General features: G+C 72.2%; 19 protein-coding genes. 7 read left to right on the top strand and 12 right to left on the bottom strand.

Features of this window, described 5'->3' with window-relative positions; genetic code table 11:
* Nucleotides 1-48: 48 nt before the first annotated feature.
* Both uvrA and CPH93_RS26480 read right to left on the bottom strand, forming a co-directional pair.
* Nucleotides 49-3030, bottom strand: a complete 2982-nt coding sequence (gene uvrA / locus CPH93_RS26485) for an excinuclease ABC subunit UvrA (protein ID WP_096214279.1) — start codon at nucleotides 3028-3030, stop codon at nucleotides 49-51.
* A gap of 266 nt (nucleotides 3031-3296) precedes the next feature.
* On the bottom strand, nucleotides 3297-4064 hold the full coding sequence (locus CPH93_RS26480) for a TetR/AcrR family transcriptional regulator (protein ID WP_096214278.1): 768 nt from the start codon (nucleotides 4062-4064) through the stop codon (nucleotides 3297-3299).
* A 58-nt stretch (nucleotides 4065-4122) separates the two neighbouring features.
* On the opposite strand from CPH93_RS26480, the gene CPH93_RS26475 reads away from it, so the two are divergent.
* The 3 genes from CPH93_RS26475 to CPH93_RS26465 all read left to right on the top strand — a co-directional run bounded on the left by CPH93_RS26475 (nucleotide 4123) and on the right by CPH93_RS26465 (nucleotide 7215).
* Nucleotides 4123-5682 carry an FAD-dependent monooxygenase gene (locus CPH93_RS26475; protein WP_096214277.1) on the top strand — a complete coding sequence of 520 codons (1560 nt, stop codon included), beginning with the start codon at nucleotides 4123-4125 and terminating at the stop codon, nucleotides 5680-5682.
* 123 nt (nucleotides 5683-5805) lie between these two features.
* The gene (locus CPH93_RS26470; protein ID WP_173909891.1) at nucleotides 5806-6549 is read left to right on the top strand and encodes a maleylpyruvate isomerase family mycothiol-dependent enzyme; all 744 of its coding nucleotides are present in this window, start codon (nucleotides 5806-5808) and stop codon (nucleotides 6547-6549) included.
* A gap of 9 nt (nucleotides 6550-6558) precedes the next feature.
* The gene (locus CPH93_RS26465; RefSeq protein ID WP_093482625.1) at nucleotides 6559-7215 is read left to right on the top strand and encodes an MBL fold metallo-hydrolase; all 657 of its coding nucleotides are present in this window, start codon (nucleotides 6559-6561) and stop codon (nucleotides 7213-7215) included.
* 79 nt (nucleotides 7216-7294) lie between these two features.
* Here CPH93_RS26465 and CPH93_RS26460 read toward each other — a convergent pair whose 3' ends face one another.
* The 4 genes from CPH93_RS26460 to uvrB form a co-directional block, all read right to left on the bottom strand.
* Nucleotides 7295-8278 carry a TerC family protein gene (locus CPH93_RS26460; RefSeq protein ID WP_093482626.1) on the bottom strand — a complete coding sequence of 328 codons (984 nt, stop codon included), beginning with the start codon at nucleotides 8276-8278 and terminating at the stop codon, nucleotides 7295-7297.
* A 213-nt stretch (nucleotides 8279-8491) separates the two neighbouring features.
* On the bottom strand, nucleotides 8492-10621 hold the full coding sequence (locus CPH93_RS26455; RefSeq protein ID WP_096214276.1) for a TerD family protein: 2130 nt from the start codon (nucleotides 10619-10621) through the stop codon (nucleotides 8492-8494).
* A 104-nt stretch (nucleotides 10622-10725) separates the two neighbouring features.
* A complete protein-coding gene (locus CPH93_RS26450) occupies nucleotides 10726-11304 on the bottom strand; it encodes a TerD family protein (RefSeq protein ID WP_006606274.1) in 579 nt (192 codons plus the stop codon).
* Nucleotides 11305-11547: 243 nt separating this feature from the next.
* Nucleotides 11548-13680 (bottom strand): excinuclease ABC subunit UvrB, encoded by a 2133-nt coding sequence (gene uvrB, locus CPH93_RS26445; RefSeq protein WP_093482628.1) that lies wholly within the window; start codon nucleotides 13678-13680, stop codon nucleotides 11548-11550.
* 601 nt (nucleotides 13681-14281) lie between these two features.
* Here uvrB and CPH93_RS26440 point away from each other — a divergent pair.
* From CPH93_RS26440 to CPH93_RS26430, 3 genes are all read left to right on the top strand, one after another.
* Nucleotides 14282-15175 (top strand): glycerophosphodiester phosphodiesterase, encoded by an 894-nt coding sequence (locus CPH93_RS26440; protein WP_093482629.1) that lies wholly within the window; start codon nucleotides 14282-14284, stop codon nucleotides 15173-15175.
* A 71-nt stretch (nucleotides 15176-15246) separates the two neighbouring features.
* The gene (locus CPH93_RS26435; protein ID WP_096214275.1) at nucleotides 15247-15843 is read left to right on the top strand and encodes a methylated-DNA--[protein]-cysteine S-methyltransferase; all 597 of its coding nucleotides are present in this window, start codon (nucleotides 15247-15249) and stop codon (nucleotides 15841-15843) included.
* Between the two features lie 52 nt (nucleotides 15844-15895).
* On the top strand, nucleotides 15896-16438 hold the full coding sequence (locus tag CPH93_RS26430; RefSeq protein ID WP_096214274.1) for a DUF1697 domain-containing protein: 543 nt from the start codon (nucleotides 15896-15898) through the stop codon (nucleotides 16436-16438).
* Between the two features lie 15 nt (nucleotides 16439-16453).
* Here the strand turns inward: CPH93_RS26430 and CPH93_RS26425 are convergent, their stop codons facing one another.
* The 5 genes from CPH93_RS26425 to CPH93_RS26405 form a co-directional block, all read right to left on the bottom strand.
* On the bottom strand, nucleotides 16454-16915 hold the full coding sequence (locus CPH93_RS26425) for a type II toxin-antitoxin system PemK/MazF family toxin (RefSeq protein ID WP_096214273.1): 462 nt from the start codon (nucleotides 16913-16915) through the stop codon (nucleotides 16454-16456).
* A 320-nt stretch (nucleotides 16916-17235) separates the two neighbouring features.
* A complete protein-coding gene (locus tag CPH93_RS26420) occupies nucleotides 17236-17874 on the bottom strand; it encodes a uridine kinase (protein WP_096214272.1) in 639 nt (212 codons plus the stop codon).
* A 42-nt stretch (nucleotides 17875-17916) separates the two neighbouring features.
* A complete protein-coding gene (locus CPH93_RS26415; RefSeq protein ID WP_096214271.1) occupies nucleotides 17917-18366 on the bottom strand; it encodes a hypothetical protein in 450 nt (149 codons plus the stop codon).
* Nucleotides 18367-18465: 99 nt separating this feature from the next.
* Complete coding sequence (locus CPH93_RS26410; RefSeq protein WP_096214270.1) at nucleotides 18466-19482, bottom strand: IclR family transcriptional regulator domain-containing protein; 1017 nt, start codon at nucleotides 19480-19482, stop codon at nucleotides 18466-18468.
* Nucleotides 19483-19635: 153 nt separating this feature from the next.
* Entirely contained in the window at nucleotides 19636-20580 is a 945-nt protein-coding gene (locus tag CPH93_RS26405; protein WP_096214269.1) for a quinone oxidoreductase family protein, read from the bottom strand.
* Between the two features lie 723 nt (nucleotides 20581-21303).
* Here CPH93_RS26405 and CPH93_RS26400 point away from each other — a divergent pair.
* Complete coding sequence (locus tag CPH93_RS26400) at nucleotides 21304-22935, top strand: FAD-dependent monooxygenase (protein ID WP_096214268.1); 1632 nt, start codon at nucleotides 21304-21306, stop codon at nucleotides 22933-22935.
* Nucleotides 22936-23233: 298 nt separating this feature from the next.
* Here CPH93_RS26400 and CPH93_RS37335 read toward each other — a convergent pair whose 3' ends face one another.
* Complete coding sequence (locus CPH93_RS37335) at nucleotides 23234-25183, bottom strand: helicase-associated domain-containing protein (protein ID WP_096214267.1); 1950 nt, start codon at nucleotides 25181-25183, stop codon at nucleotides 23234-23236.
* Between the last annotated feature and the right edge of the window lie 2 nt (nucleotides 25184-25185).

Genomic DNA, 25185 nt, shown 5'->3' with positions numbered 1-25185 from the left:
CGGGAACGCCCCGTCGGCGTCAGGTCCGGCGGGCCCGCGCCGTCGGCGTCAGGTCCGGCGGGCCCGCGCCGTCGTCTTCTTGGCGGCGGTCTTCTTGGCGGCGGCCGTCTTGGCGGGGGCCTTCTTCGCCGCGGACTTCTTGGCCACCGGGTTCTTCTCGGACGCCCCGGCCGGCGCGGCATCGCTGACGCGGTCGCCGAGGATCTCCCGCAGGAACTTGCCGGTGTGGCTGGCCGGGATCGACGCGACGCCCTCCGGGGTGCCTTCGGCGACGACCAGACCGCCGCCGTTGCCGCCCTCGGGGCCCATGTCGACGACCCAGTCCGCGGTCTTGATCACATCGAGGTTGTGCTCGATGACGATCACCGTGTTGCCCTTGTCGACCAGGCCGGACAGCACATTGATCAGCTTGCTGATGTCGTCGAAGTGCAGACCGGTGGTCGGCTCGTCGAGGACGTAGACCGTGCTGCCCGTGGAGCGCTTCTGGAGTTCGCTGGCGAGCTTGACGCGCTGGGCCTCACCGCCGGAGAGCGTCGGCGCGGACTGCCCGAGCCGGACGTACCCGAGGCCGACCTCGTTGAGCGTCTTGAGATGCCGGGCGATGGTCGGCACCGCCTCGAAGAAGCTCAGCGCCTCCTCGATGGGCATGTCCAGCACCTCGGCGATGGACTTGCCCTTGTAGTGGACCTCCAGCGTCTCCCGGTTGTAGCGCGCTCCGTGGCAGACCTCGCACGGCACATAGACGTCCGGCAGGAAGTTCATCTCGATCTTGATGGTGCCGTCGCCGGAGCAGTTCTCGCAGCGGCCGCCCTTGACGTTGAAGGAGAAGCGCCCCGGCAGATATCCGCGAACCTTGGCCTCCATCGTCTCCGCGAAGAGCTTGCGGACATGATCGAAGACGCCCGTGTACGTCGCCGGGTTGGAGCGCGGGGTGCGGCCGATCGGCGACTGGTCGACATGGACGACCTTGTCCACCAGGTCGTCGCCGGCGACCCGGGTGTGCCGGCCCGGCACCGACTTGGCGCCGTTCAGCTCGCGCGCGAGGTGGGTGTAGAGGATGTCGTTGACCAGCGTCGACTTGCCGGAGCCGGAGACGCCGGTGACGGCGGTGAACACTCCGAGCGGGAAGGAGACGTCGATGTCGCGGAGGTTGTTCTCCTTCGCGCCGTGCACCGTCAGCCGCCGCGCCGGGTCGGCGGGCCGCCGGATGTCCGGGGTCGCGATGGCCTTCTTGCCGGACAGATACTGACCGGTGATCGACTCCTTGGTGGTCAGCAACTGCTTCATCGGGCCGCTGTGCACGACCTTGCCGCCGTGCTCACCCGCGCCGGGGCCGATGTCCACGACCCAGTCCGCGACCTTGATGGTGTCCTCGTCGTGCTCCACGACGATCAGGGTGTTGCCCATGTCGCGCAGCCGCACCAGGGTCTCGATCAGCCGGTGGTTGTCGCGCTGGTGCAGACCGATCGACGGCTCGTCGAGGACGTAGAGCACGCCCACCAGGCCGGAGCCGATCTGGGTGGCGAGGCGGATGCGCTGGGCCTCACCGCCGGAGAGGGTACCGGCCGCGCGGTTCAGCGAGAGGTAGTCCAGGCCGACGTCGACCAGGAACTTCAGCCGCTCGTTGACCTCCTTGAGGACCCGCTCGGCGATCTTCTCCTCGCGCGCATCGAGCGTCATCTCCCGCAGGAAGTCGGCACAGTCGCTGATCGACATGGCCGCGACCTCGGCGATCGACTTCTGCTGGACCGTGACGGCGAGGACGATCGGCTTGAGCCGGGTGCCCTCACAGGTCGGGCAGGGCACCTCGCGCATATAGCCCTCGAAGCGCTCCCGGCTGCTGTCGCTCTCCGCCTCGGAGTGCCGCCGCTTGACGAACGGCACGGCACCCTCGAAGGGCGTGGTGTAGGCCCGCTGGCGGCCGTACCGGTTGCGGTAGCGCACCTCGATCTGGGTCTTGTGGCCGTTCAGCAGGGCCTTCTTGGCGCGGGCCGGCAGCCCGGCCCAGGGGATGTCCGTACGGAACCCGAGGGCGTCCGCCAGCGCGCCGACCAGGCGGCCGAAGTACTCCTTGGTGTGGCCGTGCGACCAGGGGTGGATCGCTCCCTCGTCGAGGGAACGGTCCTCGTCGGGGATGATCAGCTCGGGGTCGACCTCCATGCGCGTGCCGATGCCCGTGCACTCCGGGCAGGCGCCGAAGGGCGAGTTGAAGGAGAAGGAACGGGGCTCCAGCTCCTCGAAGGAGAGGTCGTCGTACGCGCAGTACAGATGCTCCGAGTACATCCGCTCGCGCTGCGGGTCGTCCACGTCCAGGTCGACGAAGTCGAGGATGACCATGCCGCCGGAGAGCCCGAGGGCGGTCTCGACGGAGTCGGTCAGCCGCCGCTTGGCGGACTCCTTGACCGTGAGGCGGTCGACGACCACCTCGATGGTGTGCTTCTCCTGCTTCTTCAGCTTCGGCGGCTCGGAGAGCTGGATCGTCTCCCCGTCGACCCGTGCCCGGCTGTAGCCCTTGGACTGGAGGTCGGAGAAGAGATCGACGAACTCGCCCTTGCGCTCGCGCACCAGCGGGGAGAGCACCTGGAAGCGGCTGCCCTCGGGGAGTTCGAGCACCTTGTCGACGATGGCCTGCGGCGACTGCCGGGCGATCGGCCGCCCGCACTCGGGACAGTGCGGCTTGCCGATACGGGCGAAGAGCAGGCGGAGGTAGTCGTAGACCTCGGTGATCGTGCCGACCGTCGAGCGCGGGTTGCGCGAGGTCGACTTCTGGTCGATGGACACCGCGGGGGACAGGCCCTCGATGAAGTCGACATCGGGCTTGTCCATCTGCCCGAGGAACTGCCGGGCATAGGAGGAGAGCGACTCGACATAACGCCGCTGCCCCTCGGCGAAGATCGTGTCGAAGGCGAGCGAGGACTTGCCCGACCCGGAGAGCCCCGTGAAGACGATGAGGGAGTCGCGGGGAAGGTCGAGCGAGACATTCTTGAGGTTGTGCTCGCGAGCGCCACGAACGATGAGACGGTCGGCCACGCCGGTCGGCACCTTTCTTGGAGGGGGGCGGGGGCCGCGGGCCCTGCGTCCGCCGCGCGATGGGTGAGCAGAGGCGACGAAGCGGAGCGGAGCCCCCGCCCCAGGGTATGGGGCCCGCCGCGGCACTGTCTGTGGGATGCCACGCACGAGCTTATAGCACGCCCATTCGATTTAGGGGGGCCGCAAGCCCTCTTCATCCGAACGTGTGGCGGCCGCACTCTCTTCCCGCCCCGCCCGCACGCCCGTACGCTGCGGAAACTCGTCCCTCAAGCGCCGTCGGGCAGCGCCCGCTCCAGCGCATCGAACGTCCGCCGCAGCACCTCCGCCTGCTCAACGGCCACCTCGTCGACCGGGTCACCCCCGAGTTGCCGGGCCACGGCGCCGGCACAGGCCGCCCGGACCCCCGCGATGATCAGCGCCGCGGCCAGCCGGGCGTCCTGACCGGGCCGGTCCGCATCGCCGCCCGCGGCCTCGGCGAGCAGCGCGGCGAGGGTGCCCTCCATCTCCTCGACCGCCTCGCGGCCCCGCGCCCGCAGCGCCGGGGAGTCCAGCACCGTGCGCCAGAAGTGCTCGAACCCCTCCCCCACCGCGGACAGCGGATGCTGCTCCGCCAGCAGCCCGAGCACCAGGGCGCGCAGCGCGGCGAGCGGCGACTCGTCCGCGCCGCGCTCCCGGACGGCGCGGACGATCAGCTCCCGCGCCTCGGGGATCCGGTCCAGGAACAGATCCTCCTTGCGCGGGAAGTAATTGAAGACCGTCATCGTCGACACCTCGGCGGCGCGGGCCACCTCGGCGACGGTGACATGGTCGAAGCCGCGCTCGATGAAGAGCAGCGTGGCCTCGCCGGAGATCCGCTGCCGGGTCCGCAGCTTCTTTCGTTCGCGCAGCGTCAGCCGCCCGTCATCCGCGGTGAAGCCGGTCTCCCCCGGCCGGCCACCGGTCGCGCCCGGCCCGCCGCCGTTCGCACCCGGCCGGCCGTCGGCCTCTCCCCCGCCCGCCATCCGTGCACCGCCGCGCCGTTCCTCTTCCGCCATGGCCGGAATTCTAGCTAATTTTTAGCCGCAACAATTTTTTAGTCACTACACTCACGCCATGGAACATGACGCAGACGTAGTAGTGGCAGGGGGCGGCCCGGTGGGGCTGATGCTCGCCTGCGAACTCGCACTGGCCGGTGTCCCCGTGGTCGTCCTGGAGCGACTGACCGAGGTGAGCACCACGATCAAGGCGGGGGCGATCAACTCCCCCAGCGCGGAGGCCTTTTACCGGCGCGGGATGCTGCCGGGCCTGGCCGAGGCACAGCGCGCCGCCCTCGAGAAGTTCAGCTCGTTCGCACGCGGGCGCCGGGCCGCCGGCGCCTCCCTGGTGCGGCAGCCGCCGAAGTTCGCCGGGCATTTCGCGGGCATCATGCTGCGCGGCGACCTGCTGGACGAGTCCGACCCGGACTTCGACGGCCCCGGGCCCGCCGGCGAGGTCGGTCTCGTACCGCAGGAGGCGCTGGAGCGACTGCTCAACGCCCGCGCCGCCGAACTCGGGGTGGACCTGCGCCGCGGGGTGACCCTGACCGGATTCGACGCCGGTGAGGACGGCGTGCGGGTGCACACCTCGGACGGGTCGCTGCGTACCGGCTGGCTGGTGGGCTGCGACGGCGGCCGCAGCACGGTACGCCGGCTCGCCGGCTTCCCGTTCCCGGGCACGGCGCCCGAGATCACCGGCCGGCAGGCCCTGGTGGAGCTGACCGGCGCCGAGGCGCTGGGAACCGGGTGGAACTGGACCGAGACCGGGACGTACGCCCACGGCCCGATCCCCGGCCGGATCCTCACCGTGGAGTTCGACGGGCCGCCCGAGGACCGCGAATCCCCCGTCACCGCCGAGGAGTTGGAGGCCTCCTTGCGAAGGGTGTCGGGGGTGCCGGACGTGCGGATCCACAAGGTGCTCACGGCGACCCGGTTCACGGACAATGCGCGGCAGGTGCCCGACTACCGCTCGGGGCGGGTGCTGCTGGCCGGTGATGCGGCGCATGTGCACTCGCCGTTCGGCGGCCAGGGGCTGAACCTCGGCATCGGCGACGCGATGAACCTCGGCTGGAAGCTCGCCGCCACGGTGCGCGGCTGGGCGCCGGAGGGGCTGCTCGACACGTACACGGCCGAGCGGCACCCCCTGGGCGCATGGGTGCTGGAGTGGACCCGGGCCCAAGTGGCGCTGATGCGGCCGGAGTCGCACGCCCGGGCGCTGCGCGGGGTGATCTCCGAACTGGCGGGAACGGTCACCGCCACCACGTTCTTCGCCAAGAAGATCTCCGGCGTCCAGCAGCGCTACGACCTGCCCGGCGACCACCCGCTGACCGGCCGCAGCGCCCCCGACCTGGAGTTCTCCGACGGCACCCGGCTCGCGGACCAGCTGCGGGGCGGGCAGGGGCTGTTGCTCGACCTCACCGGGGACGGCGAGGTGCACAAGCGCGCCACGGGATACGGCGACCGGATACGTCTGCTCACCGCGGACTGCCCCGGGCGGCCCGCTCTGGCCGGCCTTCTGGTACGGCCGGACGGCTGCACCGCCTGGGCTGCGGACTCCCCCGGCGGGCCGGACACGGGCGAGGAGCTGGCGGCCGCGCTCCGGCGCTGGTTCGGCCTGCCGGACGCCATGGCGGCCTGACCGTCGCGGGCGGCGCCGGCCCGGCTGCCGGGCGCCGCCCGCCCCGGCTGGCGCGCCCCCGCGTACGCCCCGATCGGCGCCGGCCGACTCCCGCACGCGCCCCGGCGGCGCTAGCGTCGGACCATGACCCTCATCCTGCCCGACTTCCCGCACGATGTGGCGGCCGTCCGCGAAGCCACCGGCCGGCTCCTGGACTCGGTGCGCACGCTCGACGACGCGGCGATCGCCGAGCCGTCGCTGCTCGCCGGCTGGACCCGCGGCCATGTCCTGGCCCATCTGGCCCGCAACGCGGACGCGCTGGGGAACCTCCTGACCTGGGCACGTACGGACGTCCGGACGCCGATGTACGCCAGTGCCCAGGCGCGCGAGGACGATATCGAGCGGGGCGCCGCCCGCCCGCTGACGGCGCATCTGGCGGACCTGGAGGAGACGGCCGCACGCTTCGACGCGGCGATGGAGGCGCTGCCCGAGGCGCGCCGGGGCTTCGAGGTCGAGATGCGCAACGGCGTCGTCGAGCGGGCCGACCGGCTGCCGATGCGCCGGCTGACGGAGGTCGAACTGCACCATGTCGACCTCGGCGTCGGCCACACCGTGGAACAGCTGTCGCCCGCGTTCATCGAGAGCGAGCTGGCCTTTCTGTGCACGGTCAAGTTCGCCGGCCATCCGGATCTGCCCGCGCTGGAGCTGCGGGCCGAGGACGGCGCCCGGTGGCGCACCGGGCGGTGGGACACCGCGCCGGGCGGCGAGGCCGCGCCGGTGGTGGTGACGGGCCCGGCGACCGCGCTGGTCGGCTGGCTGACCGGACGCGGTGACGGCGGCAAACTCGACAGCCATGGCTCCGGGCTGCCCGCCGTACCGCCGCTCTAGAGTGGTCGTATGGGCTACAGCGGAGCAGTGAAGGTCGGCGGACCGGCCGACGTGCACGAGCTGACCGACCTGATGATCTCGAAGGTCGCGGTCGGTCCGATGGACAACAACGCCTATGTGCTGCGGTGCCGGGCGACCGATGAGCAAATGCTGATCGACGCGGCCGCCGAACCGCACACGCTTCTCGCCCTGATCGGTGACAGCGGCATCTCCTCCGTGGTCACCACGCACCGGCACGGTGACCACTGGGGCGCGCTGCAAGAGGTGGTCGAGGCGACCGGCGCACGGACGTATGCGGGACGGTACGACGCCGAGGGCATCCCCGTCCCCACGGACGTGCTGGTCGAGGACGGTGACACCCTCACCGTCGGGCGGGTCGAACTGACCGCGCGTCATCTGGTCGGGCACACACCGGGCAGCATCGCGCTGGTCTACGACGACCCGCACGGCGCCCCGCATCTGTTCACCGGAGACTGCCTGTTCCCCGGCGGCGTCGGCAACACCTTCGGCAATGCCGAGAACTTCGCCAGCCTGATCGACGATGTGCAGCGCAAGCTGTTCGACCGGCTGCCCGACGAGACCTGGGTCTATCCGGGCCACGGCAACGACACCACGCTCGGCGCGGAGCGGCCGCAGCTCGCGCAGTGGCGCGAGCGCGGCTGGTAGGGACGACGGGACGGCGCCCGGCTCGCTCCACAAGGAGCGGGCCGGGCGCCGTCGTTGCCCAACGGGCCGGGGAGCGGCCTCAGGCGTCGATGCTCTCCTTGGCCGCCGTCTCGGCTGCGGCCTGCTTCTTCGAGGCACGCAGGCTGGTGATCGTGGTGACGATCAGCACGGCGCAGATGACGCCCAGCGAGACCGGAATACTGATCTCCGGAACGGCCACCCCGGACTCGTGCAGTGCGTGCAGCACCAGCTTCACGCCGATGAATCCCAGGATGATCGACAGGCCGTACGAGAGGTGGACCAGCTTCTTCAGCAGCCCGCCGATCAGGAAGTACAGCTGCCGCAGGCCCATCAGGGCAAAGGCGTTGGCGGTGAAGACGATGTACGGGTCCTGGGTGAGGCCGAAGATCGCCGGTATGGAGTCCAGCGCGAAGAGGACGTCGGTGGTGCCGATCGCCAGCATGACGATCAGCATCGGCGTCATCAGCCGCTTGCCGTTCTCGACGATGAACAGCTTGGTCCCGTGGTACGCGTCGGTCGACGGGAAGCGCTTCTCGACCATCTTCAGGAAGCGGTTCTCCTCGAACTCCTCGTCCTCCTCCTCGGCGCGCGCCTCCTTGATGAGCTTCCACGCGGTCCAGATCAGGAACGCGCCGAAGAGGTAGAACACCCAGGAGAAGTTGGCGATGATCGCGGCACCGGCGCCGATGAAGCCGGCCCGCAGCACGAGTGCGATCAGCACACCCACCATCAGCACCCGCTGCTGGTAGATCGCGGGAACCGCGAACTTCCCCATGATCAGTACGAAGACGAAGAGGTTGTCGACGCTCAGGGACTTCTCGGTGATGAAGCCGGCGAAGAACTCCCCGGCGGGCGCGGTGCCGCCGAAGACCAGCAGCCCGAGGCCGAAGAGCGCGGCGAGCGCGATCCAGACACCGGTCCAGATTCCGGCCTCCTTGAGGGAGACCTCGTGCGGTTTGCGGCCGCCGATGAAGAAATCGGCGGCGATCAGGGCACACAGACCAAGGATGGTCAGTACCCACAGGGTCAGGGAAACGTCCACTGCTCCTCCGGCAGAGTCGTACGGCACTCACAGCGTCGTCGCTGCCGGAGGTCTCTTCCGTCCCGTCCGCCCGAGGGGGCGGGACCGACGCCCCGGGATCTCGTCACACTCGCAATCCGTGATGACGGGTACGTCGCGTGGGAATACTCCCCTCCGCACCAAGAACAGTAAAGGAAACCCAATGAATAGTAAAGAGAAAGGTAAAGCGCCTGGTCAGGGCGTTCGACGAGCGGCCGCGAGCTGCCCCAGCACCTGACGCACCACCTGACTGCCCGCCGGGGCGAGCGGAGGTTCATACGTCCAGGCATGGCCGACCCAGGGGTCGGCGAGGTGCGCATCGGGGACCGGAGTGATCCGCAGCAGGGAGCGCCACAGCGGGTCCAGGACCGGGCCGTACTCCCTGGTCCGTGCGCGGTCGGCGACCATCAGGAGATGCACCCCGACGGCCGGCCCCTCGTCGGCCAGATAACGGAGCCGGGTGAGGGCACGTTCGTCGAAGCCGTGCGGGAAGTCGTGCACGATCAGCAGCTGCTCGGCGGGGTCGAGGTCCGGCGGCAGCGAGTCCGCGGCGCGATGGCGGACGGCCATCTGCACCAGGTCGACCCGCCGCGTCAGCCCCTCCAGGACCGAGGCCACCCCCTGGGCTCCGGGCACCGGGAGGGCGGGCAGCGCACCGCTCTCCACCAGGGGCGCGAGCGCGGGCGCCGCGGTACCGGCCGGGTCGATGACCTGGACCGCGAAGTCGCCGGGCGGGTGGACGGCGAGCAGCCGGGCGGCGATCGCGACGGCCGTCTCCATGGCCAGACGGCCGAGTTCGGCCTCGTCGGGCGGGCCGTCCGTGAGCGCGCTGCCCAGCTCCCGGCGGCCGACCTCGCGCTCCGGGTCCGGGCCGCCGTGGACCAGGGCAGCGGGCCCGCTGTCGATCCACAGCCCGCGCTCCAGCGGGAGTCGTACGAGCATGGGAATGCGCAGGTCCAGGACCTCCGGGAGGTGCAGATCGCCCAGGCGCAGCGCCATCGGCCGCTCCTGGGGCGCCTGGTAGCCGTGCCATACGGGGCTGTCCCAGCGGGCGAAGGCCGGCGGCAGCGCGGGCTCCACGACCTGCGACTCGGCCACCAGCTGGCCGAGGTCGCGGTCGAGCGCGGCCCGGGCCTGGGTCACGAGGGTGGCGTGCCGGTCGCGGGCGGTGGCACGGGCGACATCGCCGGCCGTACCGAGGCGGTTGCGCGGGTCGGCCAGGGCCTCGTCGAGCTCCTGCTCCATACGGGACGCGGCGAAGTCGGCGGCGCTGCGGTAGGCGGCGACGGAACGGGCCAGGTCCTCGAACATGCCCCAGACCTGGTTGTAGAGCCGCTCTTCCATGCTCCAGCCGGCGGCGTCACCGGCCACCGGCTGCGCGGGGCCGTCGGCCGCGGCGGGGACGGTGGCCGCGGCGGGGACGGTGGCCGCGGCGGGGACGGTGGCCGCGGCGGGGGCGGTGGCCGGCGCGCTCGGCGTGGCCGCGGGGGACGGAGCAGGGTCGGGCGGTGTGGGGGTGCTGCGGCGCCGGGGGTGCCGGTAGTCGACGGGGGCGGCGGCGGGCGAGGCGGCATCCGTCTCAGCTCCGGGGGCGGCTGCGGCCGTCGGCTCTGCTGTGTGTCCGGCGCCGTGTGCCGAGGCTGCCGGGTCGTCAGATGTCGTGCGGGGCGCGGAGGAGGACGGCCGGTCCCCGGCGGGCGGGACGACCGGGCCGGTGACGGGCCGTTCGGAACGGCCTGCCGCCACGGGGGCAGGCGCGGGGACCGCGCGGGCCTGCCCCAGGCCGACCGCCTGCTCGATCTCCGCGGCCAGCTCCGCCGCCTGCGGCAGCCCCTGGTCGTGCAGCATCGCCGGGAGGCCGCCGGCGTAGCCCTGGCCCACGGCACGCACCTTCCAGGCGCCCTGCCTGCGGTAGAGCTCCACGGCGACGACGGCGGACTCGGCGTCCAGTCCGGTGAGGGTGTAGCGCGCGAGGGCGGTGCCGTCGAGGCCGGTCACCGCGACGGCGGGCGCGGCGGCCGCACCGAAGGTGGGCAGCGCACCGGTAGTGCTGGGCAGCGCCAGCAGCACGCTGACCCGGTGGACGGCCGCGGGCAGCGCGTCGAGATCCACCGCGATGCGGTGCTCGGCGGCCGCCTGACGGGGAACCTCGATACCGGTGCGCCGGGGTGCACCCGGATGCGCCACCGCCTCGACGCCGGAGAGCCTGCCCTGTGCGTCGCCGAGCGTGACCCCCGCGACGACGGGGCCGCCCGCCGCCACCCGGATCTCCACCCGCGTCCGGTCCAGCAGATGGTTCTGCCCCCGGACCAGCTCGGCCGTCATCGGTGTTCCCCCTGGTTGTCGTGGCGCGTCCCCGGGCCGGGCCCGGGCGGCGGGCCCGGAGCCGACGGCGGCGCGGCCCGGTGCGCGCTGCCGCGGTGTGGTGGCTACAGGTGCGGCAGGATCGCCGGCACGAGGTCCTGGAAGGTGCGGCCGACGGAGGGCTCACCGATGGCGGTCATCTGCCAGCCGCCGCCCACCCGGTGCACCTTGGACATGACCTGTGCGGTGTAGTTGCCGCCGCCCGTGAGGGTGTAGCGGGCGAGCTCCTCGCCGGTGGTCTCGTCCACCAGGCGGCAGAAGGCGTCCTGCACCTCGGCGAAGGTCTGGCCGGTGAAGGAGTTGACGGTGAACACGATCTGGTCGATGTGCACCGGCACCCGCGCCAGGTCCACCAGGATCGCCTCGTCGTCACCGCCCTTGCCCGCACCGCCGACCAGGTTGTCGCCGGTGTGCCGGACCGCGCCGTCATCACTGGTCAGGTGCTGGAAGAAGACGACGTCTATGGGCTTCTTCTCGGCGAACAGCACCGCCGAGGCATCGAGGTCGATCTCGCTGGTCCGCCTCCCGAACAGCCCGCGGCGCGGCGCCGAGCGCCACCCCAGCCCCATCCGCACCGCGGTCAGGCTTCCGCCGTCGGACTTCTCCAGGCTGATGCCCTGCCCCTTGGACAAATTGACCGACACGCGCCGTCCCCTCTCTGTACTGTCCCGCCCAGCCTCTCCGGCGGCCCCTTCGACCCTATGCACGACGGCGTGCCGGGAGAGACTCTGGCTCGCCTTTTGTGGCGTTTCTGCAACACACCGGGAGCCGCTGGGCACACCCCGTTCACTTGGGGTGATGCCGCATCGCAGCGGATGCGGGCCCCCTCCGGACGGACCGGCCGCGCACCGCCCGGTTCTCACTCCCCCTCAGCCGATGCCGCCCCCTTACTTCACCCCGGCCTCCCTCATTTGCCGCAGCTCCTTCTTCAGTTCGCCGACCTCGTCGCGGAGCCTGGCGGCGACCTCGAACTGCAGCTCGGCCGCGGCGGCCCGCATCCGCTCCGTCATCTCCTCGATGAGCTCGGCCAGTTCGGCGGCGGGACGGTCCGTCAGCGTCGCCGTTCCCTTGCCGCCCTTGCCCTTCGCACCCTTCGCACCGAGCGCCGGGACCGGTGCCTTGCCCTTGGCGTCCTTGGCCTCGGCGGCCTGGCGGTAGCCCGAGCCCAGCAGCTCCTGGGTGTCGATCTCCTCCCGGGCGATGGTGGCGACGATGTCGCCGATCTTCTTGCGGAGCGGCTGCGGGTCGATGCCGTTCGCCTTGTTGTACGCCAGCTGCTTCTCCCGGCGGCGGTTGGTCTCGTCGATGGCCTTCTCCATCGCCCGGGTGACCTTGTCGGCGTACATGTGCACCTGGCCGGAGACATTGCGCGCCGCACGTCCGATGGTCTGGATGAGCGCCGAACCGGACCGCAGGAAGCCCTCCTTGTCGGCGTCCAGAATGGCCACCAGGGAGACCTCGGGGAGGTCGAGGCCCTCGCGCAGCAGGTTGATGCCCACCAGGACGTCGTACTCACCCGATCGCAGCTCGCGCAGCAGCTCCACACGGCGCAGGGTGTCCACGTCGCTGTGCAGATAGCGGACCTGGATGCCGAGCTCGAGGAAGTAGTCGGTGAGGTCCTCGGCCATCTTCTTGGTGAGGGTGGTGACCAGGACGCGCTCGTCCTTCTCCGTGCGGGCGCGGATCTCGTGCACCAGGTCGTCGATCTGTCCGTCGGTGGGCTTGACCACCACCTCCGGGTCGACCAGGCCGGTCGGACGGATGATCTGCTCCACGAAGCCGTCCCCGCGAGCCAGCTCGTACGGGCCCGGGGTCGCGGACAGATACACGGTCTGCCCGATGCGTTCGAGGAACTCTTCCCACTTCAGCGGCCGGTTGTCCATGGCCGACGGCAGCCGGAAGCCGTGCTCGACGAGGGTGCGCTTACGTGAGGCGTCGCCCTCGTACATGGCGCCGATCTGCGGGACCGTGACATGCGACTCGTCGATGACCAGGAGGAAGTCGTCCGGGAAGTAGTCGATGAGGGTGTTGGGCGCGGAACCGGGCTCGCGGCCGTCCATGTGCATGGAGTAGTTCTCGATGCCCGAGCAGGAACCGATCTGACGCATCATCTCGATGTCGTACGTGGTGCGCATCCGCAGCCGCTGGGCCTCCAGCAGCTTGCCCTGCTTCTCCAGCGTGGCGAGGCTGTCCGCCAGCTCGGCCTCGATCCCGGCGATGGCCCGCTCCATGCGCTCGGGCCCCGCGATGTAGTGGCTGGCCGGGAAGATGTACAGCTCCTGGTCGTCGCTGATCACCTCGCCGGTGAGCGGGTGGAGGGTGGACAGCGCCTCGATCTCGTCGCCGAACATCTCGATCCGCACGGCCAGCTCTTCGTAGACCGGGAAGATCTCGATGGTGTCGCCGCGCACCCGGAAGGTGCCGCGGGTGAAGGACACGTCATTGCGGGTGTACTGGATGTCGACGAAGCGGCGCAGCAGCTGGTCGCGGTCGAATTCGTCGCCGACCTTCAGCGGCACCATCCGGTCGACGTACTCCTGCGGTGTACCGAGGCCGTAGATGCAGGACACCGAGGCGACCACGACGACATCACGCCGGGTGAGCAGCGAGTTCGTGGCGGAGTGGCGCAGCCGTTCGACCTCCTCGTTGATGGAGGAGTCCTTCTCGATGTACGTATCGGACTGCGGGACGTACGCCTCGGGCTGGTAGTAGTCGTAGTAGGAGACGAAGTACTCGACGGCGTTGTTCGGCAGCAGTTCGCGGAATTCGTTGGCGAGCTGGGCCGCGAGGGTCTTGTTGGGCGCCAGGACGAGCGTCGGGCGCTGCAGCTTCTCGATCATCCACGCGGTGGTCGCCGACTTTCCGGTGCCCGTCGCGCCCAGCAGGACGACGTCCTTTTCACCCCCGCGGATGCGCTGCTCCAGCTCGGCGATGGCCGTCGGCTGGTCACCGCTGGGCTGGTAGGGGCTGACGACCTCGAAGGGCGCCACCGTGCGTTCGATCTTTGATACGGGCCGCATGGGATCCACCGTACGACCCCGCACTGACAATCGACGCGAAAAATGCCCTGACCTGCGGTTTTGTGGTGTGGAGGCGAGCGTCCCCGCGTGCCCGCGACACCCGGCGGTCGGCGGGCGCGGGACGGCGGATGGCGGACGGCCCGTGGGGCCGCTCGGGTCGGTGCGGCGCCGGCCGCGGAACGCCGCCGGGGCGGGGCGCCGGGCACCCGGCAGATTCCCCGGGCCGGTCCCGGGCCGGTCCCGGTCCGGCGCCGTGACCGCCGGGTGCCCGCACGCGAGCCGGCCGCGGCGGGCCGGCCGCCGCCGGTGTGCGACCAAAACCGTTCAGAAGCACGACGGGTGACGCATCATCGGTCAAGATGCGCGGATGCCGTGGCTCCGGCAAGTTGGACGGCGTCGGAGCGTACGTCTGTGGCACGGCTGGTCCGGGCATCCTGCAACTGCGCGACGCTCCGGAACCGAACACCGGCCGCTTCTCGTTCAGCGCCCCGCCACCGCACCACCGCCTCCCGCTATGGCCCGGCTGCGAGCCTCTGTCCGTCCGACCCCGGTTCACGTCACTTCACGTCAGCTCACGTCCACGACGTCACGAGGAGTCCGTATGCGTATTCGCCCCGTCGCCGCCGGTGCCGCCGGTGCGCTCCTGGGTCTGTCCGCGCTCGCCCTCTCCCCGGCCGCCGCCCAGGCAGCACCGCACGGACACCCTCCGGTGGCGGTCGCCCACCGCGGTGCCTCGTCGTACGCGCCCGAGAACACCCTCGCCTCGATCGACGCCGCCGCCCGGCTCGGGGTCGAATGGGTCGAGAACGACGTCCAGCGCACCAAGGACGGCGAGCTGGTCATCCTCCACGACAGCTCGCTCGCCCGGACCACCAACGTCGAGCAGGTCTTCCCCGACCGCTCCCCGTGGAACGTGTCGGACTTCACGCTGCGCGAGATCGACAAACTGGACGCCGGCAGCTGGTTCGGACGGAAGTTCAAAGGGGAGCGGGTGCCGACCCTGGAGGACTACATGGACGAGGTCGAGCACAACGACCAGAGCCTGCTGATGGAGCTGAAGTCTCCGGAGCTCTACCCCGGCATCGAGCGGCAGACCCTGAAGGAGCTGCGCAGCGAGGGCTGGCTGAGCAGCTCACACGTCAAGCGCCGGCTGATCATCCAGAGCTTCAACGCCGACACCCTCAAGACCGTGCACACCCTGCGGCCGGACATCAGGACGGGTTTCCTCGGCAATCCCTCCGTCGCCGACCTCCCGAAGTTCGCGAAGTACTGCGACCAGATCAACCCCGTCCACACGGTGGTCACCCGGGACTACGTGGCCGCCGTCCACGGGCTGAAGGGCCCGCACCGCCGGCCGCTGGACCTGTACACCTGGACCGTCGACGACCCGGCGACCGCGCTCAAGGTCGCCGGCCTGGGCGTCGACGGCATCATCACCAACAAGCCGGACGTGGTGCGGGACGTCGTGGAGGGCAGTGACGACGAGGACGACTGAGCGCCGGGAGCGGACCGGGGGCGGGCGCCTGGCCCCGGCGCATTGTCAGTGGTGCGTCCTACCCTGAACAGGTGACGTACGCAGAGCAGGATTCCCCGTCGGCGACCGGGCCGGACCCAGCGCCGGAGCCGGCGGCGGCCCGGCGCGACTGGGCCTGGACGCGGCTGGAGACCCCCATCGGTCCGCTGCTGCTCGCCGCGACCCGCACGGGCCTGGTCCAGGTCGCCTTCCATGCCGACGAGCGCACGGCCCGCCGCGCGCTGACCCGTCTGGAGCAGTTCTTCGGCGGACCTCCGCTCAGCGGCATACCGCATCTGGCGACGGCCGCCACCGAGCTGTCCGCCTATTTCGCCGGTCGGCTGCGGGCCTTCACCGTCCCGCTGGACTGGTCCTTGTCCTCCGGCTTCGCCGCCCGCGTCCTGCAGGTCCTGGCCACGGACGTCCCCTATGGCGGCGTCGTCGGCTATCAGGACCTCGCCGACCGGGTCGGGGAGCCGGGCGCCGCCCGCGCGGTGGGCGCCGCGATGGGCTCCAATCCGCTGCCGGTCGTCGTGCCCTGCCACCGTGTCGTCGCCAGTGACGGCGGGATCGGCGGCTTCGGCGGCGGTCTGGAGACCAAACGCCTGCTGCTGGCCCTGGAAGGTGTGCTGCCCGCCCCGCTCTTCTGATTCCGACCGTCGTCCGTCCGTACCGAGTCCGGCTCCCACGAATGGCAGCGTCATGTCCCGTCAGATCGCTCTGCTCCGCGGCATCAACGTCGGCGGACACAACTCCTTCCCCAAGGCCCGGCAGCTGGAGCTGGCCGAGTCCCTGGGTCTGAAGGAGGTCTCGGTCCTGTTGCAGACCGGCAATATCGTCTTCGCCGACCCCGGTACGCCGCCGGAGGAGACGGCCCGGATGCTGCACGACGGGATCGCCGCCGAACTCGGGCTGACGGTGCCGGTCGTCGTGCGGACCCGCGACGAGCTGGCCGCGGTCGTCACCGCGAATCCGTTCCCGCAGGCCGTGCCGGAGCCCAAGAGCCTGCATGTGACGTTCCTGTCCGCGGTGCCTGCCGACACCTCGCGGCTCGACGCGCTCGACCGTGCCGCGTTCGCGCCCGATCAGTACCGGCTGATCGGGCGCGAACTGTATTTGTGGTGCCCCGGCGGCATCGGCCGCTCCAAGCTCGCCGAGACCGTGAGCCGCGCCCGGCTCGGGGTGACGGCCACCGCCCGTAACTGGAACACCGTCACCAAGCTTCTGGCCCTGGCGGACGCCTGACGCCCCATACGGCCGTCAGCGCCAGCCGTAGCGCTCGCGCAGCCGGTTGACCACGAGGTTGAAGCGTCCCCGGTCCAGTGCGCAGGCCTCGCGTCGCATCCCGTCCGGGTGCACCCGCAGCACCCGGTCCACGGCCACCCAGGAGTCGCGCCCCGCGCGGTCCCACGGGCCGGTGCCCAGGGGCACCCATTCCCGGTCGTTGTTGTGCCGCTTGCTGGACAACTGCACGGCCAGCAGCGTTCCGGCCGACTCACGGGCGACGACCAGCACCGGACGGTCCTTGCCGCGGCCGTCGTTCTCCTCGTAGGGCACCCAGGTCCACACGATCTCTCCGGGGTCCGGGTCGCCGTCGGGGTCGGGCGCATAGGTCATGGTCACGGTGCCGACGGAGCGCGGCCGCGCCTCCACGGTCGCGGCCGGCCCCTGACTGCCGGGCAGCGCGGGGGACTCATCGGGTGCATTGAATGAAGTCGTCACGGGTGCACGCTAACCGCCGTCGCGAACGCGCTGATCAGCGGCCCTCGATCGACGCTCCCCGATCCGTTGTCAGTGGTCGGCCGTACGGTTTTTTCCAGCGGGGGACGGCCGTGGAAGGGATCACCATGTCCGAGGGCACGACGAATCCGGAGCTGTCGCAAGAGGGCGGCGGCGCCCACGAGTTCTACGAGGTGACGGTGCAGGGCACGGTCGTCTCGGTGAGCCCGGGCGCCCGGGCCGGGCCGGGCGTTGAGGAGGGGCGGGCGCCCAGGCCGGGCCCGGCGCTCCACACGAACCAGGCCTCAGGACGAGCCGGGCGCTCAGGACGCCCCGCTCCAGGCCGGACGGCGGGGATCGTCGGCCCGTACGACGATGTCCGCCGCCTCCTCGGGCCGGGTCTCGGCCTCGTAGCGCGCGAAGGCGGGCAGCGTCCAGCGCTCGGCCTCCGGGGTGCGGCGGGCGAGTGCGGCCGGCGACAGCTTCAGATGCACCGAGAGATCGAAGGGGAACCAGTGACCGAGCAGCAGCGGTCCGTGGAGCAACAGGACGCCGCCGGGCGGAAGTTCGACGTATCCGCTGCGGGTCGCCCGGTCCGCCGCCGGATCCCACAGATCGGGAAGCACCCGCCCGGTGCCGCCCGGATCCAGCGGCTGGAACACCTCCCGCCACAGCGCCTGCCGGTCGAACCACTCGTCGTGGAAGGCGTCGGGGTCCTCGCGGCCGTATTCGAGCCGCAGCGAGGCGGGGCGCAGAAAGCCGAAGGCGCCGGCCTTGTGCACCGCCCGCCCCCGCACCCGCAGCGCCTCGGCGAGCCGGCCGGCCAGCTCGCCCGGCGCGGCGGCGGGTGCCCCGTCGACGGCCACCCGCAGCCAGGGGCTCCCGTCCTTCGACGGCATCGCGACGAGGCGCTCGGCGAGCGCGTCGGTGAGCCGTTCCCAGGTGATCGCTTCGAGCCGCACCCCGCCATTCTGCACGGATGCGCGGCGCGGGAGCGTCCCGTGTCAGCCCGGCAGCGGCGGGTTCGGCCCGGTGGTGAAGTGGGACCCGGAGATGACGCCGGCCTGGATCACCGGACCGTGATGCACCCCGCCGCTGACGGTGTTGTGCACCTCCCGCACCCCTCCGCGCTCCGTTTCGGGGGCCACCTCGTCGAGCAGCGCGCGCAGTTCGGCCGCCGCGGCCGGATCCTCGCTCAGCATCCGCCGCAGCCGCAGCTGCCAGAACGCGGTCACCCCGGCCGCCCCGCTCTCGTCGCCCTCCTCCCGGGCCGCCGCCAGATCGGCGCGCGAGACCTCCAGCTCGCCGGCGAGGACCTCCTCGTCGGCCGTGTCCCGCCGCCGGGCGAGGAAGGCCGCCATTCTGCGGCGGACCGTCGCCCAGCCGTCCGTCGCCATCTGCTGCACCAGCGTCGTCGCCCCCGCCGCGGCGAGCGCCGCCAACTCCGGTTCCATCAGACCTCCTCGAGTGCCGTGGGTCCGCCCCCGGGCGGCAGGTGCCGCCCGGATGACGCGGACCGGTTCATGGGCGGGCCGGCGGCCCGGTGCCGTGGTTCAGGCCTGGTCCGCGGACGGCCGGGCGGCTCCGTAGCGGCTGAGTACGGCCGCCGCCTCCTTCGTCGCCTCGATGACGCTCTCGGGGGCCACCGGCATGACGGACTTGAGCTTGAGCAGCAGGACCGCTCCCATGATGGAGCCGTCCCACATGATCGGCGCCGCGCAGGAGTTCCACCCGGCCATGCACTCCTCATACCCGAGCGCATGGCCGAGGTCGCGCACCTCCGCGAGCGACGCCACCAGCGCGTCGTTGTCCCGGTAGACGCCCGGTCCGGCCTGGTCGGGGACGGGCTCGGCCAGCACCCGCTGCTGCAGCACCTCCGGCAGGTAGGCGAGGATCGTGCGCCCGGAGGCACCGGTGCGCAGGGAACGTGTCACGGACAGCACATCGCGCGGCGTCATGCCCAGCTCCGCGAGGTCGGAGTCGCCGACGGCCATGTCGACGCACTGCCGCTGCGCACCGGAGAAGGGCGCCACCATGTAGAGGAACGCCAGCCCCCCGTCGGTGGCCTCCCGCAGGTCGCGGAGGACCGCCTGGGCGCCGTCGAGACGGTGGTCGAGCGCGGTGAAGGCGAGTTGGGCGGCCGAGGTCCGCAGCCGGTAGAGGCCGCGGTCCACCCGCTCGAAGATCCGCTGGTAGATACCGGACTGCAGGATGCGGTAGACGACGGAGTCGTCCAGGCCGGTGAACTCGGCGATCTCACCGGGTCCGTGGGCGGAGCCGCCGAGTTCGGCGAACGCCGTCTGGACGAGGAAGACCCGCTCGGCATGGCCGGATCCCGACGTCCGGGAGCCCGTGGACGACGCGCCCTTGGGTGCCTGGCGGGGCTTCTTGGCATGGCCCGTGGTGCGCGGCGCCTTGGCATTGCTGCCCGGCTTGGCATTGCTGCCCGGCGCTTTGGCCGCGGTCCCCGGTGCCTTGGCGGTCCCCGGCGTCTTGGCCGTGGTGCCCGAAGCGGAGTCGGGTGCGGCGGCCGAAGCCCGCGATCCCGAGGCTGTGGTGCTGTGGCCCATCGTGTGCTCTCTCCCCTGGCAATGGTCCGCGCCCGAAGGCGCACGGCTGTTCCGGTGCGAACCGGTTCCCCCGTCGCCCACGGTTCCCGACGGCCGGCCCCGGCGTGCACTCCCGCAGCCGTTCTGCCCGTCGGGCGCCCTGGGCTACCGGAATTACCGGGCGACGTCGAGGGCCAGTTTCCCGGTCGGTGTACGGGCGGCGAGATCCCGGTGCGCCTGCGCCGCCTCACCGAGCCCGTAGACGGCGCCGGTCAGCGGCCTGAGGCTGCCGTCGACGACCGCGTCGAACAGGGCCTGCATGGACGTCGGCAGCGCCGTACGGTCCGCGTAGAGCTGCGGCAGCCAGAAGCCCGAGACGGTGATGCTCCGCTCCATCAGGTCCCGGGTCGGCACGCTCGCCAGGTCGCCGCCGGCGAACCCGTACACGGCCAGCCGGCCGCGCGGGGCGACGGCGGCAAGGGTCCGCTCGAAGGTGACACCGCCGGTCATCTCCAGCGCCGCCGCGACCGGGCCGCCGGCCGCGTCCAGGATGCGTTCGGTCAGGTCCTCGGCGGTCGAGTCGACCACCGCGTAGGCACCCAACTCCTCGGCCAGCTTGCGCTTTTCCGGGGAGCCCGCGAGTCCGATGACCTTGGCCCCGGCGTGCGCGGCGAGCTGGACGGCCAGCGAACCGACACCCCCCGCCGCGGCCGGCACGACGACGGTCTCGCCCTTGGTGAGGCGCAGCGAGGTGAACAGCAGATGCCAGGCGCTGTTGCCCTGCAGCGCCAGCGCGACGGCCTGTTCGTCGCTGACGGCGTCGGGGACGTCCCAGGTGACCCGGCGGTGCAGCAGCGCCCGCTCCGCGTATCCGCCGCCACGGCACAGCCCGACGACGCGCCGGGTGCCGTCCACCGTCCCCACGACCTCGTTGCCGGGAACGTACGGCAGCTCGACGGGCGCGAGGTAGGAGTCCCCCCGTACGTGCACATCCGCGTAGTTGATACCGGCCAGGGCGACTTCGACCAGCGAGTGGCCGGCGCGGGGCGCGGGCTCGGGAACGTCCTCGAGCCGCAGCACGTCCGGACCGCCGAATTCTCGCATCACAATCGCGCGCACGACTCTCCCTTTGGTTCTCCAGTGCGGTGCCCGCACAGGGTAGGCAGGCCGGCCAAGTGCCCGCGGTTATCCGATCATTTCGCGCCAACCATGAGAGGCTTCCGGCGCCGCCACCCTTCTCCTGGTGAAATTTTTCGCCCTGCTTTCTCGCGACGCGAGAAACCCCCGCAGCGATTTCCGCCCATTGCGCCACTTTGCATCGGATCTACCCCTCGGTATCCCCGGGGTGGCTGCCACGCGTCTCTCGTGCACACGCGGCTGTCGGATGTGATCGCCGCAGCCTACGATCCCGAAGGGTGTCCGCCGTTGACCAGATGTGACGGCTGCGTCCCCCTGGGCCGAGCGCGTTCCGCGAGGCAGTTGTGCTCGCCCGCCCCACCCGGTGACACGGGCGGGTGGCGGAGGGGGTGGCCGTGCGCGGGGCAAGGCGGGCACGGCCTGAGGGGGATTTATGAAGGGGAAATCGGGGGGCGGCAGGCCGGCGTTCGCGTCGGCCTGCCGGGACCCCCAACGTGCACTACCGCTTCCGCCGGCGCCGCTGCGCCTCCTGCGGACCGTATCCGCGTCCCTGCCGTTCTCGCTGACGGCTTCCTTCACGGCCGCCACCGACGCCGTCATCGCCGCCGCACGCCGGTGTTCCCGTCCGTATGCGGCACCGCCCTTCGTGGATGTGTCGCGCGCCGGCCGGGGAACCGTGCTCCGCCGCCGAGAAAGGGACTGCCCATGAACGCGTCGAGCTTTGCGAGCAGCAACGGGCTCCAGTTCACCCACCCCTACCTCGCCGTGGTGCTCGGCGGCGGCTTCACGGGCATGCTCGCCGCCGCCACCCTGTCCCGTCACGCCGACGTCATCGTCGTCGAGCGCGAGCCGCGGACTCCTGCGCTGCCCACGGACCTTCCGCAGGCCCGGCACGCCCAACTGCTGACGGGGGACGGCGCCCGGCTGGTCGAGGCGCTGCTGCCGGGCAGCGTCGATCAGTGGCTGGGCGAGGGGGCCCGCCGGATGCCGGTGCCGGCCGGGTTCGCCGACCGTTCCCCGAAGAGCTGGTTAGGCCGGCGACCGCACTCGCAGTATCTGCTGGCCTGCTCCCGCGATCTGCTCGACCGGGTCATCCGCCGTCAGGTGCCCGGCCTGCCCGGAGTGAGCGTCCTGGACGGCACCGAAGCAGCCGAGCTGACCGGCACCGCGGAACACATCACCGGGGTACGGGTCCGGGACACCACCGGCGGCGGGACGTACCGGCTCGATGCCGACCTCGTCATCGACGCCACGGGCCGCCATTCCACCACCCCGTCCCGGCTGGCCGCACTGGGGCTGCCCACCGCCCCCGAGGACGTCTCGGACGCCGGGATCGTCTCGGCGACCCGTATCTTCCGCGCCCCTGAGGACACCGAGAACTGCCCGGTGCTCACCGCCCATTCCCCGCTCACCCAGCCGGTTCCCGGGCCGTTCGCACCTCGGCGCGCGCTGCCCGGGAAGACGGCGACACTGGTCCCGATCGAGGGCGGCCGCTGGCTGGTCACGCTCACCGGCACCGGCGACGACCGGCCGTCCGAACACGCGGGCCGCTTCGTGCCGTTCGCCCAACGCTGCAGCCCCCTCATCGGCGACCTCATCGCCGGCGCCGAGCCGCTGAGCGAGGTGCGGCTGACCCGCGACACGGCCGGCCGCCGGCGGCGCTATGAACAGCTGGCGTCCTGGCCCACGGGCTTCATCGTCCTCGGTGGCGCCGTGGTCTCACTCGCCGCAGACTGCGGTCAGGGACTGTCCCTGGCCGCCCACGGGGCCACCGCGCTGCGCCGGGTACTGCGCCGCCACGGGATGGACGACCCGGCACTCGCCCAAAGGACACAGCGGGCCATCGGCCGCATCGTTCAGGAACCGTGGGCCCTGGCGGCCGGCGAGGCGCTCCCGTTCCCCGGCACCGGCCGCACCGCCGTCCGCCGTTCGTACGTCGATGTCGTCACGCCCGCCGCTCCTGCCGCACCGCTCCTGCGGCCCTCCGCCGCGCTCGACGCGCTCCGGGGCACGGCACGGCGCCGCCCGGCGGCCGGCGGTTCCCCGGCCCGGCAGGGGGCACCGAGGCCGGCGGCGGGGTCGTTGCCGACGACGCCCGGTCCCTCGTCGGCCACCGGCACCCGCCCCCCGGCGTCGGCCGGTGCCGCATCCCCCCTCCCGGCGCTGCCTGCCGCCACGCTCTCGGCGGTGCCACCCGTCCCGGGGCAACCCTCGTCCCCGTCCCCCCGCCCCGGCTCCGCGCCCGTCCCCGGACGACTCCCGCGCCGGCTCGGCTTCGCGCCGACGGCGCTGCGCCGTTTCGGCGGGGCGAGCCGGCGGAAGGCGGGCGAGGGCTGAGGCCGGGACCGCGGGGCTGCTCGGGCCTCCGTCACGCCAGCAGGGCCAGCCCGCGGACCGCCCGCCACGGCGCTGCTGGTGGCGGTGCGCCCTGCCGTACGGCGGGGTGGCGGTCCTTCCTGCCGTATTGGCTGCCCGGCCGCCCGTGATGTCGAGACCTCAAGCGTCACGGGTCGGCGTGTAAGGCGAGGTGTACGGCGACGGCGTGCAGGATCTCGGTGACGGCGCGGCCAGCCGGCGTGGCATGCGTGCCTAGGCTGCGTGGGCGCCGCAGGCCGGGGCGGATCCGTCCCACAGGTCACGTATCACCGGCCGTTGCGGTCCGCCGGTCCTCCCCCGTCTGCTGGCGTTGCGTGGGGAACCCCAGGAGACGCTGGGCGAGGGTGAGCGGTGCCTGGGGATTTCGGATGGGTGCGGGGGCCGTGGCGCGGTGGGCGGGGAGGCGTTCGACGGTCGTGGTGCCGGTGTCGGATTCCAGGGCGGGTGCATAGCCCGCGGCGCGCAGCGCGTCCAGGGTGGCGGTCGGCGGCCGGCCGCTGACCAGGACGGTCGGGGCGATCTCGCGCAGCCCGAGGGCGCGCAGCGCGCGGTGCGCGGCGAGCTCCTTGAGGAGGGCTTCGTCGTCGGAGCGGATGCAGCAGGCGGCGGGCAGTACCCGCATCCGGCCGTGGGCGCGGGCGGCGTCCTGGACGAGGTAACCGAGCGGCTGCGGCAGGGTGTCGGTGACCGAGGCGCGGGTGAGGTCTTCGACGAGCGTGGCGGCGGTGTGGCCGGAGTCCAGCGCACGGCGTACCGAGTGCGGGGTGAAGCGCCAGGTCACGGCGTGGCCTTCGGATTCGCGGTCGGCCGCGGAGGCGAGGAGTCCGGTGAGCGCGGCGGAGGGGCGGCCGGGGACGACGGCGGTCAGATCGGCCTGGAAATGGGCCTGTTCGAGGAGCGGCGGCAGCAGTGCGGCGAGCGGCTCGTCGAGGGACTGCGGGTCGGTGAGCAGAGCACGGCCGAGGGGGGTGAGCGTCCCGTGGGCGGCCAGGCCCAGGTAGGCGGCTTCGTGGAGGGTGTGAGCGGCGCGTTCCTCGGCCATCGGCAGGCGGGTGACGGCGAGGGGGCGGTACCAGTCGGCTGCCCGGAGGAGGTCCGTCCACGGGGTGCGGCGGTCCGTCTCCCGCTGCGGGGCTTCGCTGAGCGGCAGCGCGGGGAGCGGCGTGCCCGCGCCGAGGGGGACGGTGGCCAGGGCGGCGAGGAGGGCGTGTCGGAGGGCGGGCGCATGCCGGTCGTGTCCGCGGACCAGTGCGGTCGGGGTCTCCCCGAACGGGGTGTGGGTGGGGACGTCCCACAGGTCGCACCAGGCGGCCAGTACGGGGGCGAGGCGGGCGCCGGGCGGGCGGGTGAGCCAGTCGTCGTAGGCGCCGGTGGGCAGGGCGGTGATGCCGGACGGGGTGCGGGTGAGGGCGATGAGGCCTGCGGCGAGGGTGAGGTCGAGGAGGAGGCGGGTGTGCGGTTCGTCGGCGCCGGCCGCTTTGGCCAGCCGTTTGATCTCCCGTACGGCCAGCCCGCCCGACTTGCGCAGAGCGGCGGGCTGGGTCGCCAGAGAGGCCAGCAGGCGCTCCACGGTGGCGGCGAGGGTCGCCACGGCGGCCCGGGATTCATCGTGCGGTGAGGTCGAGGGGACGGTTGCGGCGCGCTCTTCCGGGGCGGCGGCGTCGTCCGGGACGGGCCGTGGGGCGTGGGCGAGGAACGGGCCGAGGTCGTGGGCGGCGAGGAGTTGCGGTGCGCGGGGCGGGACGACGATCGTGCCGTCCTCGCCCGGTGCGGCGAGTCCGTCGTCGCAGAGGGCGTGCAGGGCGTCTTCGGCGGCGGTGCGGGTGGGGCCGGGCGAGGTCGCGTCGAGGGCGGCGAACACGTCCTGGGCCGGGACGGGTTCGGTGGCCAGATGCGCGAAGGACAGCCGGTGCGCCATCAGGGACTGGTAGTCGGCGCCCGGGGCGGGGGCGGCGGGTCCGGGGGCGGCCTGCCCGGCGCGCTCCTGGCTGAGGCGGGCGGCGGTGGCGAGCACCGTCAGGCGGGGGTGGTCGAGATGCACCACCAGTTGGTGGAGGGTTTCGTACGACCACAAGGCGCTTGCCAGGCCGCGGAGTTCGGTGGGTGCGGGGCGGCGGGCGAGCGGCTCGGCGTGGCGCGTGAGGAGCGCGGCGAGCTGCTCGGGGGTGCGCCGGGCGAGGGACCGGGTGAGTGCGTCGAGACCTTCCACGG

Source organism: Streptomyces sp. 2323.1, assembly GCF_900221035.1.
In the GTDB taxonomy this organism is placed as follows: domain Bacteria; phylum Actinomycetota; class Actinomycetes; order Streptomycetales; family Streptomycetaceae; genus Streptomyces; species Streptomyces sioyaensis.
Note: the sequence above shows the minus strand (reverse complement) of the source record. Positions and strands in the feature narration are given on the sequence as shown.

Bases quoted from the DNA above. Each gene is read 5' to 3' on its own strand.
- CPH93_RS26480 (WP_096214278.1), bottom strand. From the start codon at position 4,064: ATGGCGGAAGAGGAACGGCGCGGCGGTGCACGGATGGCGGGCGGGGGA.
- CPH93_RS26475 (WP_096214277.1), top strand. From the start codon at position 4,123: ATGGAACATGACGCAGACGTAGTAGTGGCAGGGGGCGGCCCGGTGGGG.
- CPH93_RS26470 (WP_173909891.1), top strand. From the start codon at position 5,806: ATGACCCTCATCCTGCCCGACTTCCCGCACGATGTGGCGGCCGTCCGC.
- CPH93_RS26465 (WP_093482625.1), top strand. From the start codon at position 6,559: ATGGGCTACAGCGGAGCAGTGAAGGTCGGCGGACCGGCCGACGTGCAC.
- CPH93_RS26455 (WP_096214276.1), bottom strand. From the start codon at position 10,621: ATGACGGCCGAGCTGGTCCGGGGGCAGAACCATCTGCTGGACCGGACG.
- uvrB (WP_093482628.1), bottom strand. From the start codon at position 13,680: ATGCGGCCCGTATCAAAGATCGAACGCACGGTGGCGCCCTTCGAGGTC.
- CPH93_RS26440 (WP_093482629.1), top strand. From the start codon at position 14,282: ATGCGTATTCGCCCCGTCGCCGCCGGTGCCGCCGGTGCGCTCCTGGGT.
- CPH93_RS26430 (WP_096214274.1), top strand. From the start codon at position 15,896: ATGTCCCGTCAGATCGCTCTGCTCCGCGGCATCAACGTCGGCGGACAC.
- CPH93_RS26415 (WP_096214271.1), bottom strand. From the start codon at position 18,366: ATGGAACCGGAGTTGGCGGCGCTCGCCGCGGCGGGGGCGACGACGCTG.
- CPH93_RS26410 (WP_096214270.1), bottom strand. From the start codon at position 19,482: ATGGGCCACAGCACCACAGCCTCGGGATCGCGGGCTTCGGCCGCCGCA.
- CPH93_RS26400 (WP_096214268.1), top strand. From the start codon at position 21,304: ATGAACGCGTCGAGCTTTGCGAGCAGCAACGGGCTCCAGTTCACCCAC.